The organism is Limosilactobacillus reuteri, assembly GCF_002254085.1.
Taxonomy (GTDB): Bacteria; Bacillota; Bacilli; order Lactobacillales; family Lactobacillaceae; genus Limosilactobacillus; species Limosilactobacillus reuteri_K.
The window spans coordinates 64,604-82,273 of sequence record NZ_NGPY01000066.1; the positions used below are offsets into that span (position 1 = coordinate 64,604).

Here is a 17,670-nt window from a genome sequence, read left to right on the forward strand (position 1 = left end):
GAAGATGATCTCATGTAGATATTCGGCTATTATTTCATCATGCAAATTAAGTGTAAAGGGGGGCTAATTTTTCTTGTTTGGTACTTGAGGAGCTGCAGGGTTATTTATGCCTTGTGTGAGAGAGGTTTTGACGATGCAAAAATTAGAGCAATTGATTGATAAAAACTTTGCTGAAACAGCTCATGGTAAGGTTGCAAACTATATTCCGATATTAGGAATTGTTGATCCGCAGCAATTGGGCATTGCCATTTATGACGTTGACGAGGACGAAATTGGAACTGCTGGAATGGCAGGAACGAGATTTGCAATTGAGAGTATTGCAAAGGTCGTTGCCTTAATATTAGCGATCAAGAGATTAGGACATGAGCGTGTCTTAGCAGAACTGGAAAATGGTTCGGCAGATTATAGCCTAAGTTCGGTACTATTGGATGATGAGTTGACCGAGCAAGCACACCGAGTAAATTACCTTAATAATTCCTCCGCCTTGTTAACGACAGCCTTAATTGACCAGTTGATGGGTCAAAATAGTTTTAATGCTCTTCTTGGTTTCTGCCGGGAGATCTGCAATGACCCATGTATCAGTTTGAATGAGCGTTTATTTCGGTCAGCAATTATGAATGACAAAGATATTCATGCACTGGCTTACTATATGAAAGATAAGGATATTTTAGAGACTGTTGATCAAACATTGATAACTTACTTTATGCAAAGCTCAATGATGGTGACGTCGCAAAGTCTGGCTAACTTAGGAGCAGTCTTGGCAAATGATGGAATTAAACCTTGGGATCATGAGCGTCTTATTAGTCATGAAGATAACGAGCTGGTAAAGAAATTGCTAACAACAGTTGGTTCGTTTGAAGAATCCAAAGAATACACAATTAAAATTGAACTCCCTATTAAAAGTGGTACTGGCGGTGGCTTATTGGCTTGTGCCCCGCAAAAATGTGGTATTGGTATTTTTAGTCCAGCTCTTGATCAACATGGAAATAGTTTGGCAGGAATGAGTTTATTACAAGATGTTGTTGATCAATTAGAATTAGTAGTTTAATAAAAGCGAGGCCCGAAGGAAATTCTTCAAGTCTCGCTTTTTGTTAATGTAATTTTTCTTGGAATTTCTGTAAATTACCAGGAGTTGGGGTTAAGTTAGTCCATTCTGGTGAAAGAAACTTACTATTGATTTGGTAATGTGGTTGCGGTTGCTTGTTAGAAATAAAACTATTAGTAGCTTTATCAACTTTTACCCAACCAGCCCAACCGATATGAATAGTATCTTCCATAAATCCAGGCTTATCACCATCATGAGAAAGATCCAAAATGTGATTGAACCCTTGTTGGCGAAGCTGGAATTTGATTTTTTCAACAGATTGGTAATACATATTCATGTCCATTCCCGTGTACTTTTCCCACTTTGAATTAACCGGTGGGATAATAAAGAGGACGTTTGAATTGGTATTCTTAAACTGATTCAAAACTACTTCCAAATCGCCATATTCTGGTGACTTAGTATAATTGAAATTCCGTTGTGATCCCTTTGTTTTCGCTAAGTTTTTCTTCACACGCTGCGTATAGAAGCTGTTTTTAATACCAAAACGATTGTTATTAGTATCCTTGGCGGCTTCATTCATTGCATCATCATAAAGTTCATTGTAATTGTAACGCGGAGGAAGTTTCTTAACGTTTGGGAGGATATGCTTGCCATAGTTATTATTTAATTGAAAACCTGAGAAAATGGCATCTTCATGAACCAGCATGTTAAGCCGGAAGCGGATAACTCCCATATCGAAACTGCTCAGGGCTTTTCCTTCGGCGATTTTTTTAGCATACGAAGAAACAGTCCCATCTTTGCCAAGCATTGCAATTAATCGTGTTGCAATGTAGCGATCGTATGGTGATTTAGGATTAGCGTGTTGAAGCCAGTTAAGGTTAGCGAGTTCACCATTGTAGTACTTGAAAGCTGGTGGTTGAACACCCTGCTTGGTAAACCATTGTGGTGAAATGATATAGACGGCCTTATTATCTCTCATCTGCGTTTCCATTGAATTAATGTTAAAGAATTGCGGAAGAGATTGGGTACCCCGTGAACCAAAAAGGAAGGGGGTATAGTTATGATAACGAGCAGCCATTACAGAAGGATGGAAGCGATCCATTCGCCGTAATTCACTAGAACCAAAGAATGGAACATAGTGGGTGTGCTTATCACTGAGTGCTTGTTGTTTGATTGATTGATTCTTAAAAACAACGGGGCTTAGTGATACTGCAGCTTTATGTTCAATCGCCGCTGAGTGCTTTTTACTAATCGGCAGTGAAAACAAAAGAACTACTAATAGACAAGCGACAATCAGCGGGCCAAAGATTGACCACAGCTTTTTGCCATTATGCATTTTGGAGCTCCTTTACCCGTTCTTCAATCTTTTCAATAGTGTCCCATTGGCTACGGTCAAATTCTGAAACTGGTACTTGAACGCCAAAAGCATCTTGTAAACCAAGAAGAAGGCTAACAGTTGCCATTGAGTCTAAAAGACCACTTTCAAAAAGGTTTTGACTTGCATCACTAAAGTCTGCAGTGTCCCGACCAGTTGCATCAGCTAAAATATTAATAATTTGTTCTTGCATAATTAAAATCCTCCTAAAATTATTTGAATAGATAAGTATCTAAGAACCCACTGAAGATCAAGAAAGTAAACATTACAAAGTTAAATGTGACAAAAATAGCAACTCCAGTAGTGAACTTATTATGTGGTAGCTGTTTTAAGTTTTTGCGCTTGAAACGCAGCCACCAGTCATTAACTACTAGGCCTAGACCTTGGAGAAAACCATAGAGAATATAGTACCAGGTAATTCCATGCCAAAAGCCCATTAGTAACATATTAAGCATATATGCGGTTGATGACAAGGCATTTCGATTCTTAAACCACCGTTTTTTGGTAGCAAGAAAGACGAACCGCATAAAGATATAATCACGGAACCAGAACGAAAGGCTGATGTGCCAACGATTCCAGAACTCTTTAAGGTTTTTCGATTTGAACGGTTGCTTAAAGTTCATTGGGGTCCGCACACCCATAAAGTAACTAATAGCAACTGCAAATAATGAATAACCAGCAAAGTCAAAGAATAAGTAAAGTCCGTAAGTGTACATGACACCGACTAAGTTCCAAGAAGGAAATGATGGATCAGCCAAGGCCGCTTTTTCAAAGAAGGGGTAAAAACGCTGACCAAAGAAATAGCCGATGACAAACTTGTACAAGAAACCAAGGAATAAGTAGAAAATTCCGGTGTTAACAAGATTTAAATATTCCTCGCGGGTCGGAACCTTTTTATAATCCTTCTCAAAACGTCGGTAACGATCAATTGGTCCAGAAGTAATGGTTGGCATGAACAGGATGAAACGAATGAACTTCCATGGGGAAATCTCTTTAATCATTCCGTCACGTGTTTCAATTACTGTTCCGACTGCCCGGAAAGTTAAATAACTAATTCCCAAGAACCCAAGGAGGGAGTTATGACCAACCATTGCTGGTGAAAGCTTAACAATTACAATCGGCAAAATTGATAGGGCGGTAGTAAAGTAAAAAACACCACTCGAATTATTATTTTGCCGGTAGCGATGATAAGCCATCACAATAATTGTCTGGTAAATAACATAAGCAATTAATGAAATTCCTTGTTGCCAGCTTGAACCATCGAACATTAAGAAGATAAAAATGAAACTAATTAATGCTTCATACCAGCTAAACCTCTTCCCAAAGTAAAGGCCGATTCCCAACGGCAAAATAGCAAGAAGTAAGTAGAAGAAGTATACCGGGGTTCCATAAGCACTGAAATTAGGAAGGTTCGAAATCCAATCAATCATTACTTGTTAGCCTCAGCAATCATTTGTTTAACTGCAATCTTGCCATTTGCAGACATTGGGAATGATTCACGGTAAACGAATTGGGTAGGCATCATGTATGGCATGATTAAGCCGTCCAAACTTTCACGAATCTGTTTTGTTAATCCCGCCTCATCGTCAGTCGCTTCGGTTGGAATAACATAAGCAATCAGGTGTGTAACTTTGCCGTCTTTATTATATTTTGGAACCGCAACTGCTTGTTTGATTAAAGGACTCTTTTCAAGAGAGGCACGAACTTCATCAAGTTCAATCCGGTAACCATGTAATTTAATTTGGAAATCCATGCGGCCTTTGTGGTGAAGTAAGCCATCACTGTCAAGGGTTCCCGCATCCCCTGTCCGGTAAGCAGGCACACCATCAATCTTAAAGAATGACTTGGCTGTTTTTTCTGGATTATTCATGTAGCCCCGTGCCACACTATTACCACTGATTACAATTTCACCTTGTTCACCAGGAGTAGTGATTTCTTGATCGCCATTCCAAATGGATAATTTGACTCCTGGCTTAGCATAGCCAACTGGTAGGCGATCATTATTTTCAATGATTTCTGGTGTGATTTCGATTTCTGATACGGCAACTGTTGTTTCAGTTGGACCGTAAGTGTTGAAGATTTTAGCATCTGGGAATCGTTGATGAAGACCTTTAGCAGTCTTTACTGTTAATTCTTCCCCACAGAAGAGGAATGTCTTTAAGGTTGGCATTTTTTGTTGGTTAAATGCTGGGCTAAGCATTAACATATCAGCAAAGGATGGCGTCCCTACAAATACCTCAAGGTCAAGGGTTGGTAAGGCAGTAAACATCTGACCGAAATTCTCAACAACTTCGTGAGGGAGCGCCTTGATTGTCCCACCGTTAAGTAATGCCGGTAACCAGTACATATTTGAAAGATCAAATGAGTATGGTGGTTGACCTAAGAAATTAGCATGTTCTTTGATTTGAAACTCGTCACTTAACATCCAGTCAACAAAGGTCATAAAATTATCGTGACTAACTTCAACCCCTTTTGGTGAACCAGTAGTTCCAGATGTAAAGAGGACATAAGCTAGTTCGTCACCATTAATCATTGCTGAAGTATCAAAAGTTTGTGGTGTTGCTAAAATCTTTTCAAGCTGTTGATGATCGACAATTGGGGCATTAAACTGGAGATCATTGCTTGGAAAATCATTAACAGCAATAATCATCGCTGGTTTAGCAGTATCTAGGATTGATTGCATCCGTGGAATTGCTGAATCGTTGGACACGGGAATATAAGTATGTCCAGCTTTTAGAGCTGCTAAAAAGCTAATAATCATTTCAACTTGATGATCACCATATACGAGAATCGGACTACGATCAGGCAAAGATTGAGTACTAAGCCATGCCGCTAAAGTATCAATTGCTGAGCTTAAGTCCGCATAAGTGGTCGTTTTGCCCATTTCATCATATGCGATCCGCGTTGAGTTGTCTTTGGCGATTTGCTCAAAGACGGTAATAATATTCTTACTCATATATTATCTATTTCCTCCGCATTAGAATTCGTTGTAGATAAATGGCTCTTGGCCTGCTCCATAATAACCGTAAAGGTAGATTAATAAAAGAAGCACTACAAAGTAAAATAATGTTTTTAAGATGAATCGTAATGCAGGATGGCGTTGAATAATCTGAGCCATAGTTCTCCTTCTCTCATCTTTATAAATTTGTAATTGGCATTCATATCAAGAATACCATTAATTATGTATCTCTGCTAATAGGGTGAGTTACTTTCACCTTACTATAAAGTCCTTAAGAAAAAATTAATGAAATATTCAAAAATAAGAATGCTTATTGCCTTAAAATTATAACTTTTTCTGAGCTAATTGTAACTAGAAAAACCTAAACTTTATTTATAATTTTATATGACAGGACAATGATGGACTAATGTAACAATAATTGCAAGAAGCGCTCATTTTCGATAAGATTAAGCGGTAGATAATAGTGAGAATTAAGGAGACGAACGCTCGATGATTAAGGGAATTGGAATTGATATAACCGAGATTGAACGAGTTAAGAAAGCTGCGACAGCGCATTCTCAATTCATCCAGCATGTATTGACACCGCCTGAACTAGAACAATATAGTCAATTTAGCGGTCAGCGATCAGTAGAATATCTCGCTGGTCGGTGGTCATTAAAAGAATCTTTTGCTAAAGCATATGGAACGGGGATTGGTGCTAAACTAGGCTTTCATGATATTGAAATCATTGATAACCAATATGGGGCGCCGATTGTGACTAAATCGCCGTATAATGGTAATGCTCATGCTTCAGTGAGTCATACTGCTACCTTAGTAATGACAGAAGTAATTTTAGAAAGTGAGAATAAATAATGGTTAATGGTCGTTTGCGAGATACATCATTAATAGTGGACTTAGATGCATTACGTCATAATATTCAAGAACAGAAAAAAGTATTGCCCGAAAATAGCAAAATCCTGGCCGTTGTAAAAGCGAATGCTTATGGCAATGGATTGATTCCAGTTGCCCAAACGGCAATGACCAGTGGTGCGAGCGGTTTATGCGTGGCAATCCTAGATGAAGCATTAGAATTACGGGATAACGGGATTGAAGCGATGACGCTTGCCCTTGGAATTACGTCCGTTGAAGATGCGTTAATTGCTGCTCAAGCCGGAGTTTCTTTAACAGTTGGCTCCTTAGATTGGCTTGAGCAATATCATCAACTAGCACAAGTTGCCAAGCCTAAGAAACCATTAAAGGTTCATCTTGGAATTGATTCAGGAATGGGTCGGATTGGTTTTACAGCGGTAGACACATTTAAGCAAGCTGTTAAGTTGCTTGATAATCCTGAATTTGAATTTGAGGGGATGTTCACCCATTTCGCAACTGCTGATAGTCCTGATGAAAATTACTTTAATCAGCAAGTCCAACGTTGGCATCAATTTGTTGCCAGCCTTGATGAACTACCACCATATGTTCATATGGCAAATTCAGCGACTGGTTTATGGCATCGGGAGAAAATCACGGCTAATACAGTTAGAATGGGGATTTCAATGTACGGACAAAACCCATCTGGACGTGACTTGAAATTAACACTTGATTTACAGCCCGTTAGTTCATTAGTTTCATCAATTTCTTTTGTTAAGCAATTAAAGGCAGGAAGATCGGTCAGTTATGGGGCCACTTATACGGCAGAACAAGATGAATGGTTAGCCACCTTGCCAATTGGTTATGCTGACGGTTACCCACGGTGTATGACTGGTTATAAAGTATTAGTTGACGGTCAATTTTGCGATATTGCCGGACGAGTATGTATGGACCAAATGATGGTTCGCCTTCCTAAGTGTTACCCAGTCGGCACTCCAGTAGTATTGATGGGCAAGTCCGGTGATCAAGAAATTACAGCAACTGATTTAGCTGAACAGGCCGGAACTATTAACTATGAAATCCTAACTAATATTAGTAATCGGGTTCATCGCATTTATCGCCAAAGTAAATAATTAAGGGAAGCGAAGGTAATGACAAAACGAAAAGTAAAACGGGGTGACATCTATTACGCTGACTTATCCCCGGTAATTGGATCGGAACAGGGAGGCGTTCGTCCAGTCCTGATCCTTCAAAATGACGTGGGAAATCATTATAGTCCAACAGTAATCATTGCTGCGATTACTGCCCAAATGCAAAAAAAGAAGATGCCTACTCATGTCCAACTAAAAGGTAAGTCGTTACCGTTAACTCATGATTCGGTCATTTTGTTGGAGCAATTACGTACGATTGATAAGCAACGATTGAAAGACCGAATTGCTCATTTATCGCCAGAGGCAATGGCAAAAGTGGATAGAGCATTAACTATTAGTGTGGGATTAAATGCTGCCTATGATGAAAATAAATGAGTTTGACAATTCGCGTCAGAACTCGTATACTCACTATTAAATTAATCACGGTTCTTTTAATGTAGCCCAGAGAGACTACAAAAGACAAAATAATATAAGCATAGTGGGCACAAAACTATGCTTCCTCTTTTGTAAAGCTCTAGGACCATTAAAGGGACTAGAGCTTTTTTAGGTCTAAGGAGGATATCTTGTGAAAGAACAAAAGGGGACAACAATTTTTAGTATTCCAATGAAGAACAGAAAGACTAATACTTGGGATATGTTTGCCACATGGGTCGGGGCAAATGCCAATAATGGGACATGGTTTGTCGGCGGAGTGCTCGCCGCTTGTGGATTTTCAGTTGCCATGAAGGTCTTAGTATTGTCATCTGCCTTATCATATGTATTTTTAAGTTTGGTAGGTTACATTGGTTATAAGACTGGGGTATCAACGATGACTTTAAGCCGTGCTTCATTTGGTGAACGAGGCAGTTATCTTCCATCATTAGTTAATATTACCCAATTTATTGGTTGGACAGCAGTTAATACTTTTATTGCGGCCCAATCGGTAAGCATTCTTTTCCATGACTTATTAGGATGGCCTGTGTGGGGACAACATGGTGGCTATTTAGGGCTAGTAGTCGGGATTATTATCATGAGCGTGCTCCACATTATTAGTGTTTCTAGTGGATCACGTTCAGTCCAAATGATTGAACGCTTAGGAATAATCCTTGTTCTTGTGTTTGTCATTTGGGAGTCGGTGGCTGTTTTTCGCACTGTTTCCTTTAGTCAAATTGTAAATTGGCATGTTCCTGCGCAATCAAAAATGGCAGTCGGCGCGGCGGTTGATTATGTAGCAGCTTTTAATTTAGCTTGGGTAACTGCCGGCGCTGATTTCACCCGCTTTACTGCTAAAGAAAAGAACGCAACTTTGACGCCGTTCCTTGGTGCTTTACTAGGGGTTGTATGGTTTGCTTTTATCGGCCTGATTTCAACAATTAGTATTGCAATTTCAAGTGGGGTATATAACGCAAATAACTCCGATCCCTCAACGATTGCTAGCAAGTTAGGACTGGGGATAGTTGCCCTCCTTGTTATTATTTTGACCTCGATGACGGCCAATGCTGTTAACTTATTAGCGGCCGGATCAGCTCTTTCAAATATCTTTACAAAGCTCAAATTAAAGTATTCATTATGGATCGTAGTATTGCTTGCGACAGTTGTGACCTTTATTCCGATGTTTGTCGGTAGTTTCTTGAGTGCTTTTGAATCGTTCCTTGACTATGTGGGGATGGTGTTAGGTCCGACGATTGCCATTATTTGTACTGATTTTTATTTCCGTGCTCACCGGCAATATGATGTTGATGAATTAGGTAAAGTTGGTGGAAAATATTGGTATCGCGGAGGCGTCAACTGGGTAGCGATTATTGTTTTTGCTATCGGGGTTGCTTTCTTCTTAGGCGTGCATCAGCTGCCAATCTTCGTAAATACGATTGGGGCCACATTTATTGATATGTGTTTGAGTGGTATCCTATACTATGGAATTATGTTGCTGGTTGACCGAAAGGAAGATGAATTATGCTATTAAAAAATGTACATGTTGATAATCATGAAGAAGTAGTCGATGTTCGAATTCTCAATGGAAAATTTAGTGAGATTAAGGCTAACTTAGCGCCCTATGATGGTGAAGAGGTTATTGACGGTAAAGAAAATTTACTTTTGCCACCATTTGTTGATTCTCATGTTCACTTAGATGCTACGCTTACTGCTGGTCAGCCAGAATGGAATGAAACCGGGACTTTATTTGATGGTATCCGGATTTGGAGTGAACGGAAACAAGATTTAACTAAAGAAGATGTTAAATCGCGTGCGAAAAAGACACTACTAAATATGGTTGGTCATGGAATTCAACACGTTCGAAGCCATGTTGATGTGACTGATCCTCATTTGATTGCTGCCCGTGCTCTCCTTGAACTGCGTGAAGAATTAAAAGACCAAATCGACCTGCAGTTGGTTGCTTTTCCACAAGAAGGTATTCTCAGCTATCCTCATGGACGTGAATTAATGGAGCAGGCGATTAGGGAAGGATTAGATGTTGTTGGTGGCATTCCTCATTTTGAATTTACAACTGAATATGGTTGGCAATCTGTCCATTTCTTAATGGCTCTCGCGGATAAGTATGATCGTTTAGTTGATGTCCACTGTGATGAAATCGATGACCCAGCTTCGCGTAACCTTGAAGTTTTAGCGACCGAAGCCTATGAACGAGGGATGAAGGACCGGGTCACGGCAAGTCATACGACAGCGATGGGATCATATAATGATGCTTATACTTATAAATTATTCCGTCTATTAAAGATGAGTGATATTAACTTTGTATCAAATCCATTAGTCAATGTTCACCTTGGCGGCCGCTTCGACACTTACCCAAAGCGTCGCGGCGTTACCCGGATTAAGGAATTAACAGGAGCAGGGATTAATGTTTCTTTTGGGGAAGATGATATCCAAGATCCGTGGAATCCTCTCGGCAATGGTAACATGTTAGATGCAGTTACGATGGGTGTTTATATTGCTCACTTGATGGGGTATCACCAACTGCAAGATGCCTTTAATTACGTAACTTATAACGGCGCGAAGACATTGCATATTAGTGATGATTACGGAATTGAAGTAGGAAAACCGGCAAACTGTATCTTATTGAATGCCCACGACTTTTATAATGCCCTTAATAAGCATGTTGAAGTTCTTTATAATATTCGTCATGGGAAAGTCCTTGCCGAGACAAAACCAGCTGAAACCAAAGTTAACATCAAATAAAATTAAAAAAATCTCATAATAATTATTGACAAGTTAGGGAATGGTCGGTATATTATATTCAACAATTAAATTTAGATTAGAAAAACGTTGAAGGAAATAACGATTTGAAATTGGTGACAGAGAATTAGCGGGTGGTGTGAGCTGATCAAGATTTCTAATTGTTAATCGTTCCTGAGTTACCGGCTGAAACCAAGTAAGCTGAGGTTGGCTGCCATCCATTATTTTGGCCACAAATGATTGTTTGTGAATGAGAGGATTGACTACGAGTTGATCAAAGTAGGATGGTACCGCGCAGAAGCGTTCTTACAATTGCAATAAAGCAATGTAAGGGCGCTTTTTTCTTTCTAAATTTTAAGAAAATATTTTGTCTTGGAGGTAATTATTATGACTGAATTAAACGCACGACAGGAAGAATTTGCTAAGGCTCTTTTTGAAGCTTATGACACTAATACGCCATTAAACGAGGAAGAATGGAAAGACGTTGTTACTGATGATGAAACCGCATATGCAGTTCAAGATGCGGTAGTAAAGTTAAAAGGAAAGCCAACTGCAGGCTATAAAGTTTCGTTAACTAGTAAAGAAACTCAAGACATGTTTGATGCTGATTCACCATTGTACGGACAACAAGTTGCTGAACGATTCCTACAGTCACCAGCGGATGTTGACTTGCAGATGTTAAACGAACCGTTATTAGAGGTTGAATTAACCTTCCGCGCAAAAGAAGACTTGCAGCCTAGTGATACATTAGAAGATTTGTTTCATAAGGTAACTGTTGCGGGTGCCTTAGAATTACCTGATGCACGTTTTGTCGACTGGTTTCCAGATTTAGGAAAATATAATGTAATGGCTGATTGTGCTGTTGGTGGTCTTGTTGTATATGGTGAAGAACATGATGCAGATAGTGTATTTGAAAACGTTGACGATGCTGCTAATGTTCATGCTGTTTTATTCAAAGATGGTGAGAAATTAAAAGAAGGGGTATCATCAGAAGTTTTGGGCAATCCCTTTAAGTCTCTTCAATGGTTAGTGCAAAAATTAGCTGAACAAGGAAAAGCATTTACCAAGGGCCAAATGGTATCATCTGGAACATTTGTCTTACCACCTAAGCTCACTGCTGGTAAGTGGGAAGTTGAGTTTGATAGCGGTTTAGGAAACGTTGTGGTTAATGCAAAATAAGTGTTGAAAGCAGGTGGGAAAATTGGGTGAGGAATCGCCAACGGAAATTAATATTTTGAGAATTAAAAGAGGCTGGGAGAAAACTTTTGTTTTCTCTCAGCCTCAACCGCTTTTATAAATAATAGTAAGATAACGTGGAAAATAACCACAAGGCTCGAGTCTAAGTACGAACGATAATCAGCCCGTGCCGTGCTAATCATCGTTCTAGCTTAGCCAACCGCCTTGTCGAGAGGGTTATTTCCCACTCTCTTTAATTTAATAGCTTTGGTGCAAGTCTTCAATTTCTGAAACTTCCAACCCCTTTTTTTTAAGTCGTTTAACAATTCGCTCCATCTTTTCTTTAGTAACATCAGCAGGTAAGGTGTATAAGACTCGTTTCATTGTCTCGTCTTCGGGATCGAGTGAAATGACATTTACGATCTGGCAAAAACGAGTGATTTCTTTGGCAGCCGTTACCAGAGCTCCCCGTTCATCAGGAGTGATGACGGTTAGAACATAGCTTCCGTTGTTGACGTTCCAGCCAGCAGCTAGCATTCGTAAAAGACTATTATGGGTTAGTATTCCGTAAAACTGGTTATTATTGTCCAGTACCGCAATATATGGAAGATCACGAATAGCAAAGAAGATAGAGAAGAAAGCGGCGTTAATTGAGATAAATTTAGTGGCATTTTTTAATAATGCAGTTACCGGTAACTGCATATCTCCATTTCGTGCCTTGTGCCGGTAAAGGTGCATTTTGTAAATGTTTCCCCGAAAAATCTTTCCCGACTTATCCAAAACTGGTACACAGCGGTAGCCAGTATCCTCTAAGATAGTCAGAGCCTCATCCAATGTCGCGGTTTCTGGAAGAGTTGTTAAGGTTGCTTTGGGTTTGATTAATGAATTGAAAATCATAATTAACATCCTTTTTATCGATTAAGTGCACCAATTATAATAACACATTTCTATCAAAAGGATTAGAAAAAGATTAGAAGATTTATGCTGTTAATTCAAATCAGTATGCTGAAAAAAGTAACATAGGGTATAATACTAATTAAAATTTATGCTGGACGGGAAGAGTGACCGTGCAGCTTTTTTGCGTGAAAGGAATGAAAGAATAATGAAAATGATTGTTGGCTTAGGAAATATTGGGACGCGGTACGATGAGACCCGTCATAATACTGGCTTTATGGTAGTTGATCAACTAGCACGAGATTATCATCTGGGAGCATTTACTCACCTAAAGCAAGAAGCAGTCGCAGTCAGTGGAGTAATTAATGGTGAAAAAGTAATGTTGGTTAAGCCAACGACGTTCATGAATGATTCAGGACGAGCAGTCGGACCGTTAGTAGATTATTATGATATTGATTTGGATGATCTTGTAATTGTTAATGATGACTTAGATATGCCAGTTGGCAAAGTACGCTTAAAAACACATGGAGCTTCTGGTGGCCATAATGGACTTAAAAGTATTATCAGCGTGTTAGGAACCAAGAACTTCAACCGGGTAAAAGTGGGAATTGATCATCCCCAACATGGAACGGTGGTAAGTCATGTCTTAGGTAAATTTTCTAAAGAAGAACTCCCTAAATTTGACCAAGCAGTTGAACAAGCTGAGCATGCATTAGAAGACTGGATTAATGGAGAAGACTTTGCCAAGTTAATGAATACTTACAATTAAAATAGAAAGGTGGCGTTGATGGTGCAGATAGAAAATTTAATCGAGAAGACGCCATCATTTAAACAAATTACGGCTGACCTCCAACCCAAGCATCATCAATTAATAACTGGGATTTCTGGATCAGCGCGAACTGAATTACTAAGTGCTCTTTCTAAAGAAGGGCAGCGACCAATTCTAGTAGTGACCGACACGATTTCCCATATGCAGGAATTAGCTAGTGACTTAGAGAACCTCCTTCCTGCCAATCGTGTTTATCAGTTTCCGGTTGAAGAGGTTTTAGCAGCAGAAGTAGCAACTAGTTCTCCTAACTATCGTCTTCAGCGGGTACTGGCCTTGAATGCGTTGATTAATAACGAACCGGCAGTTGTGGTTGCATCTGCCGCGGGATTACGGCGCAATATTATTTCACCGGAATACTTTGCTCAGTCCTCGTTAAAAATTAAGACTGGCGGGGAAGTGGATCCAGCTAAAATTCGGCAGCAGTTAAGCGCAATGGGGTACCAATATCAAAAAATGGTTTTGCGTCCTGGTGATTTTGCAATTCGTGGGTCGATTATTGATATCTATGCCTTAAATACTGATAATCCGGTTAGAATTGATCTCTTTGATACAGAAGTTGATTCGCTCCGGTACTTTGATGCTAGTACCCAGCGAAGTATTGATAATGTTGAAGAAGTTCAGATACTGCCAGCGACAGACTTTATCATCCCATCGCCTGAATTTTCGCGGGTGGCTAAAGCGCTTGATGCTGAATACAAAAAGGTAGTGAAAGAATTAAGTGCTGATGATGCTGATATTAAACAGCAGGTGGCTAACCGCTTTGAACCATTATTGAACGCACTTAAGAACCAGCACTTGCCTAATGAACTTTTAGAATTTAGCAACCTGGTTTATCCGGCTAAGCATTCCTTATTTGATTATCTTCCTGATGATGGGACAATTTACTTTGATGATTTGACGCGGATAAAGCAATTTGCCAAGCAGATGACTCAAGAAGATGTAGGCTGGTTTAAAGATAAGGTTGCTCACCATCAATTAACGGACGTTCCAGATCTTAGCAATGACGTATCGACCATAATAAAAAAAGACCTGCATCCGCAAATTTATGGTGCCTTGTTTAAAAAAGGTCTCGGTAATATTAAACTTAGCCAAATTACCGACCTAAAAAGCAGAACCATGCAACGTTTCTTTGGTCAAATGCCACTGTTGAAAGCCGAACTTCAACGATGGATTGATCAAGGGCAAACGGTAGTCCTGATGGCTAATAGTCCAGAACGACGAAAGCAAATTGCCCAAACGCTTGCTGACTTTGATATCACCGCAACAGAAACTGAATTAACAAATATCAAGCCAAATGTTGTGCAAATTGTTGCTGCTAACTTAAATAATGGATTTGAAATGCCGCTGGCTGGGCTGGTTGTTATTACGGAAGGCGAGATGTTTAAGCAGGTAAAGAAAGTTCATCATCGTCCACAAAAACTTGCCAATGCCGAACGATTAAAAAATTATACTGACCTTAAACCAGGTGACTATGTAGTTCATGTCAATCATGGAATTGGGATTTTTAGTGGAATTAAGACGATGGAAGTTGACCATGTTCACCAAGACTACATGATCATAAATTACCGGGATAACGCTCAGATATATGTGCCAGTAACTCAGCTAAACCTTGTCCAAAAGTATGTATCATCAGAATCTAAGACCCCGCATATCAACAAGCTTGGCGGTAACGAATGGGCAAAGACTAAACGGCGCGTTTCTTCAAAAATTGAAGATATCGCTGATGAATTAGTTGACTTATATGCTAAGCGAGAAGCGGAGAAGGGGTATGCTTTTCCGAAAGACGATTATCTCCAAAAACAATTTGATGCTAATTTCCCATATAATGAAACTCGTGATCAGTTGCGAAGTATTGATGAAATTAAAGAAGATATGGAAAAGCCAAAGCCGATGGATCGACTATTGGTAGGGGATGTCGGCTATGGTAAAACCGAAGTTGCAATGCGGGCAATTTTTAAGGCAGTCACTGGCGGGAAGCAGGTTGCCTTCTTAGTACCAACAACTGTTCTTGCCCAGCAACATTACAACACCCTCATGCGCCGGTTTGAGGGCTTCCCAATCAACATTGCCTTGATGTCACGTTTTAAAACGCCAAAAGAGCTCAAAGAGACAGAAGCAGGGCTAAAGGATGGAAGTGTCGATGTCGTTGTCGGAACTCACCGAATCCTATCAAAAGATGTTGAATTTAAGGACCTTGGGCTGTTAATTGTTGATGAGGAACAGCGATTTGGAGTAAAACATAAGGAAAAACTAAAACAATTAAAAAATAATGTTGATGTTTTAACCTTAACGGCAACCCCGATTCCCCGAACCTTGCATATGTCAATGCTGGGCGTACGAGACTTATCAGTTCTTGAAACACCGCCTGCTGGCCGTTACCCAATCCAAACCTATGTAATGGAGCAAAATAGTGGTGCGATTCGTGATGGGATTATTCGTGAAATGCAACGTGGCGGACAGGTTTATTACCTTCATAATCGTGTTCATGACATTGAAGAGACAGTGGCATGGTTACAAGAACTTGTTCCTGAAGCCCGAATTGGCTATATTAATGGTCAGATGAGTGAAAATGAACTGGAGACAGTCCTCTATGAGTTTATTCAAGGAAATTACGATGTATTAGTGACTACCTCTATTATTGAAACGGGGGTTGATATCCCCAACGCTAATACCCTCTTTGTTGAAAATGCTGATCGGATGGGGTTAGCACAGTTATATCAGATTCGTGGACGGATTGGTCGTAGTAATCGAGTGGCTTATGCTTACTTTATGTATCAACCTAATAAGGTCTTAACCGAATTAGGAGAAAAACGGTTGGCCGCAATTCGTGATTTTACCGAGTTGGGATCTGGATTTAAGATTGCGATGCGCGACCTTGCTATTCGGGGAGCTGGTAACCTCTTGGGAAAACAGCAACATGGGTTTATCGATTCTGTTGGTTATGACCTTTATTCAGCGATGCTTAGTGATGCGGTAGCTAAAAAGCAGGGTAAGAAGCAAACTATTCACTCTGATGCGGAAGTTGAGTTAGGGGTTGAAGCTTACCTACCAACGGACTATATTGCTGATCAACGGCAAAAGATTGAATTATATAAGACAATTCGCCAAGCTAAGACGGATGAAGAAGTTATTGATATTCAAGGTGACTTGATTGATCGGTTTGGCGATTATCCGGCACCTGTTGGGACGCTGTTACTTGTAAGCCAATTGAAGAATCGTGCTGATCTGGCAATGATTGCTGAGATTAAACGACAACGAGATAATATTAATATCAAGTTTACCGAACGTGCTAGCCGCTTGATTAAGGCCCCCGCAATAATTAAAGAGTTAGCTAATACGCGGTTTAAAGCAACAATTGGTGAGGATAATCAGCAACTAACGATTCGGCTGGTTATTCAACCTAAAATGACAACTGATGATTGGCTTCACCAGTTACTACAATTTGTAACGGCTTTAGGAAATGTTATTCAAGCCGATGAAAAAGGAGCGGAAAAATGAGATTAGATAAATTTTTAAAAGTATCACGAATTATTAAACGTCGATCAATCGCTAAGGAAATCGCGGATCAAGGACGGATCTTAATTAATGGGCAACCAGCAAAATCATCCAGTCGGGTAGCGGTTGGTGATACTTTAACAATTAAGTTTGGTAATAAGACAGAAACGGTTAAAATTAATCGAATTGTTGAAACGACGAAAAAGAGTGAAGCGGAAGATATGTATGAAATTGTCGATGAAACTTATGCGGAATCCTTTGACCAACTATAATGTCTTCTGAGATATAAAAAAGTTGATAATTATATAGACATTCTCTGCGGTAACTTGCTATACTTAAAGCGTGATAAGTTAAAATGGAGGGGAATGTCAGATGAAAGGACAATCTGATAGCAAAGTTTCACAATTAAATACCCCATATGCCCGCCAGGTTTCGAATCAAAAAACATATAATCGGCATGTGCATAAGCGCCGTTGTCAGCGGATTATTGCTGTTTTTTTGGTTATATTCTTAATCTTTGGAATTCAGATATTTCAAAGCAAACGGACATTAGCGGATATTAATGGTAATATTCGACAAGCACAATCACAATTAACAAAACAAAAACAAAAGAATCAACAATTACAACGTCAGATTAAGATGTTACATAATCCCGAATACATCCAACAGGTTATTCGTGCCAAGTATAATTACTCTAAAAAAGGCGAGACGATCTATAATTTGAACTAATGA

The 17,670-nt window shown here is 39.5% G+C and carries 17 protein-coding genes; 11 read left to right on the plus strand and 6 right to left on the minus strand.

All coding sequences use genetic code 11. The features are described 5' to 3' along the window. Nucleotides 1–106 precede the first annotated feature (106 nt). Nucleotides 107–1,048 (plus strand): glutaminase, encoded by a 942-nt coding sequence (locus tag CBG10_RS09305; RefSeq protein ID WP_094509842.1) that lies wholly within the window; start codon nucleotides 107–109, stop codon nucleotides 1,046–1,048. 43 nt (nucleotides 1,049–1,091) lie between these two features. On the opposite strand, the gene dltD is transcribed toward CBG10_RS09305, so the two are convergent. The 5 genes from dltD to dltX are packed head-to-tail and all read right to left on the minus strand — an operon-like array spanning nucleotide 1,092 to nucleotide 5,538. After that, entirely contained in the window at nucleotides 1,092–2,381 is a 1,290-nt protein-coding gene (gene dltD, locus CBG10_RS09310) for a D-alanyl-lipoteichoic acid biosynthesis protein DltD (RefSeq protein ID WP_094501037.1), read from the minus strand. After that, entirely contained in the window at nucleotides 2,374–2,613 is a 240-nt protein-coding gene (gene dltC / locus CBG10_RS09315; RefSeq protein WP_003665624.1) for a D-alanine--poly(phosphoribitol) ligase subunit DltC, read from the minus strand. The genes dltD and dltC overlap by 8 nt, the downstream gene beginning before the upstream one ends. Nucleotides 2,614–2,632: 19 nt before the next feature. Beyond that, nucleotides 2,633–3,850 (minus strand): D-alanyl-lipoteichoic acid biosynthesis protein DltB, encoded by a 1,218-nt coding sequence (gene dltB / locus CBG10_RS09320; protein ID WP_094501039.1) that lies wholly within the window; start codon nucleotides 3,848–3,850, stop codon nucleotides 2,633–2,635. Beyond that, entirely contained in the window at nucleotides 3,850–5,376 is a 1,527-nt protein-coding gene (gene dltA, locus CBG10_RS09325) for a D-alanine--poly(phosphoribitol) ligase subunit DltA (RefSeq protein WP_094501041.1), read from the minus strand. Before dltA ends, dltB begins: the two co-directional genes overlap by 1 nt. Nucleotides 5,377–5,397: 21 nt before the next feature. Then, entirely contained in the window at nucleotides 5,398–5,538 is a 141-nt protein-coding gene (gene dltX, locus CBG10_RS09330; RefSeq protein ID WP_003665629.1) for a teichoic acid D-Ala incorporation-associated protein DltX, read from the minus strand. A 330-nt stretch (nucleotides 5,539–5,868) separates the two neighbouring features. On the opposite strand from dltX, the gene acpS reads away from it, so the two are divergent. The 6 genes from acpS (at nucleotide 5,869) to CBG10_RS09360 (ending at nucleotide 11,723) form a co-directional block, all read left to right on the plus strand. After that, complete coding sequence (gene acpS, locus CBG10_RS09335) at nucleotides 5,869–6,231, plus strand: holo-ACP synthase (protein ID WP_003665630.1); 363 nt, start codon at nucleotides 5,869–5,871, stop codon at nucleotides 6,229–6,231. Beyond that, a complete protein-coding gene (gene alr / locus CBG10_RS09340) occupies nucleotides 6,231–7,358 on the plus strand; it encodes an alanine racemase (protein ID WP_094512428.1) in 1,128 nt (375 codons plus the stop codon). Before acpS ends, alr begins: the two co-directional genes overlap by 1 nt. 18 nt (nucleotides 7,359–7,376) lie before the next feature. Further along, nucleotides 7,377–7,751, plus strand: coding sequence for a type II toxin-antitoxin system PemK/MazF family toxin (locus CBG10_RS09345; RefSeq protein ID WP_094512429.1), 375 nt, complete (start codon nucleotides 7,377–7,379; stop codon nucleotides 7,749–7,751). 190 nt (nucleotides 7,752–7,941) lie between these two features. Continuing rightward, a complete protein-coding gene (locus tag CBG10_RS09350) occupies nucleotides 7,942–9,318 on the plus strand; it encodes a cytosine permease (protein WP_094512431.1) in 1,377 nt (458 codons plus the stop codon). Continuing rightward, complete coding sequence (gene codA / locus CBG10_RS09355) at nucleotides 9,309–10,547, plus strand: cytosine deaminase (protein WP_094512432.1); 1,239 nt, start codon at nucleotides 9,309–9,311, stop codon at nucleotides 10,545–10,547. Before CBG10_RS09350 ends, codA begins: the two co-directional genes overlap by 10 nt. 384 nt (nucleotides 10,548–10,931) lie before the next feature. Then, on the plus strand, nucleotides 10,932–11,723 hold the full coding sequence (locus CBG10_RS09360; protein WP_003667252.1) for a 2-keto-4-pentenoate hydratase: 792 nt from the start codon (nucleotides 10,932–10,934) through the stop codon (nucleotides 11,721–11,723). Nucleotides 11,724–11,978: 255 nt separating this feature from the next. Here the strand turns inward: CBG10_RS09360 and cbpA are convergent, their stop codons facing one another. Then, nucleotides 11,979–12,617 (minus strand): cyclic di-AMP binding protein CbpA, encoded by a 639-nt coding sequence (gene cbpA, locus CBG10_RS09365; protein WP_179225391.1) that lies wholly within the window; start codon nucleotides 12,615–12,617, stop codon nucleotides 11,979–11,981. A gap of 205 nt (nucleotides 12,618–12,822) precedes the next feature. On the opposite strand from cbpA, the gene pth reads away from it, so the two are divergent. The 4 genes from pth to CBG10_RS09385 all read left to right on the plus strand — a co-directional run bounded on the left by pth (nucleotide 12,823) and on the right by CBG10_RS09385 (nucleotide 17,667). Beyond that, a complete protein-coding gene (gene pth / locus CBG10_RS09370) occupies nucleotides 12,823–13,383 on the plus strand; it encodes an aminoacyl-tRNA hydrolase (RefSeq protein ID WP_094512434.1) in 561 nt (186 codons plus the stop codon). Nucleotides 13,384–13,401: 18 nt separating this feature from the next. After that, a complete protein-coding gene (gene mfd, locus CBG10_RS09375; RefSeq protein ID WP_094512436.1) occupies nucleotides 13,402–16,941 on the plus strand; it encodes a transcription-repair coupling factor in 3,540 nt (1,179 codons plus the stop codon). Next, a complete protein-coding gene (locus CBG10_RS09380; RefSeq protein WP_003665648.1) occupies nucleotides 16,938–17,210 on the plus strand; it encodes an RNA-binding S4 domain-containing protein in 273 nt (90 codons plus the stop codon). Before mfd ends, CBG10_RS09380 begins: the two co-directional genes overlap by 4 nt. Nucleotides 17,211–17,310: 100 nt before the next feature. Further along, nucleotides 17,311–17,667, plus strand: a complete 357-nt coding sequence (locus tag CBG10_RS09385; protein ID WP_094509834.1) for an FtsB family cell division protein — start codon at nucleotides 17,311–17,313, stop codon at nucleotides 17,665–17,667. Nucleotides 17,668–17,670: the final 3 nt, after the last annotated feature.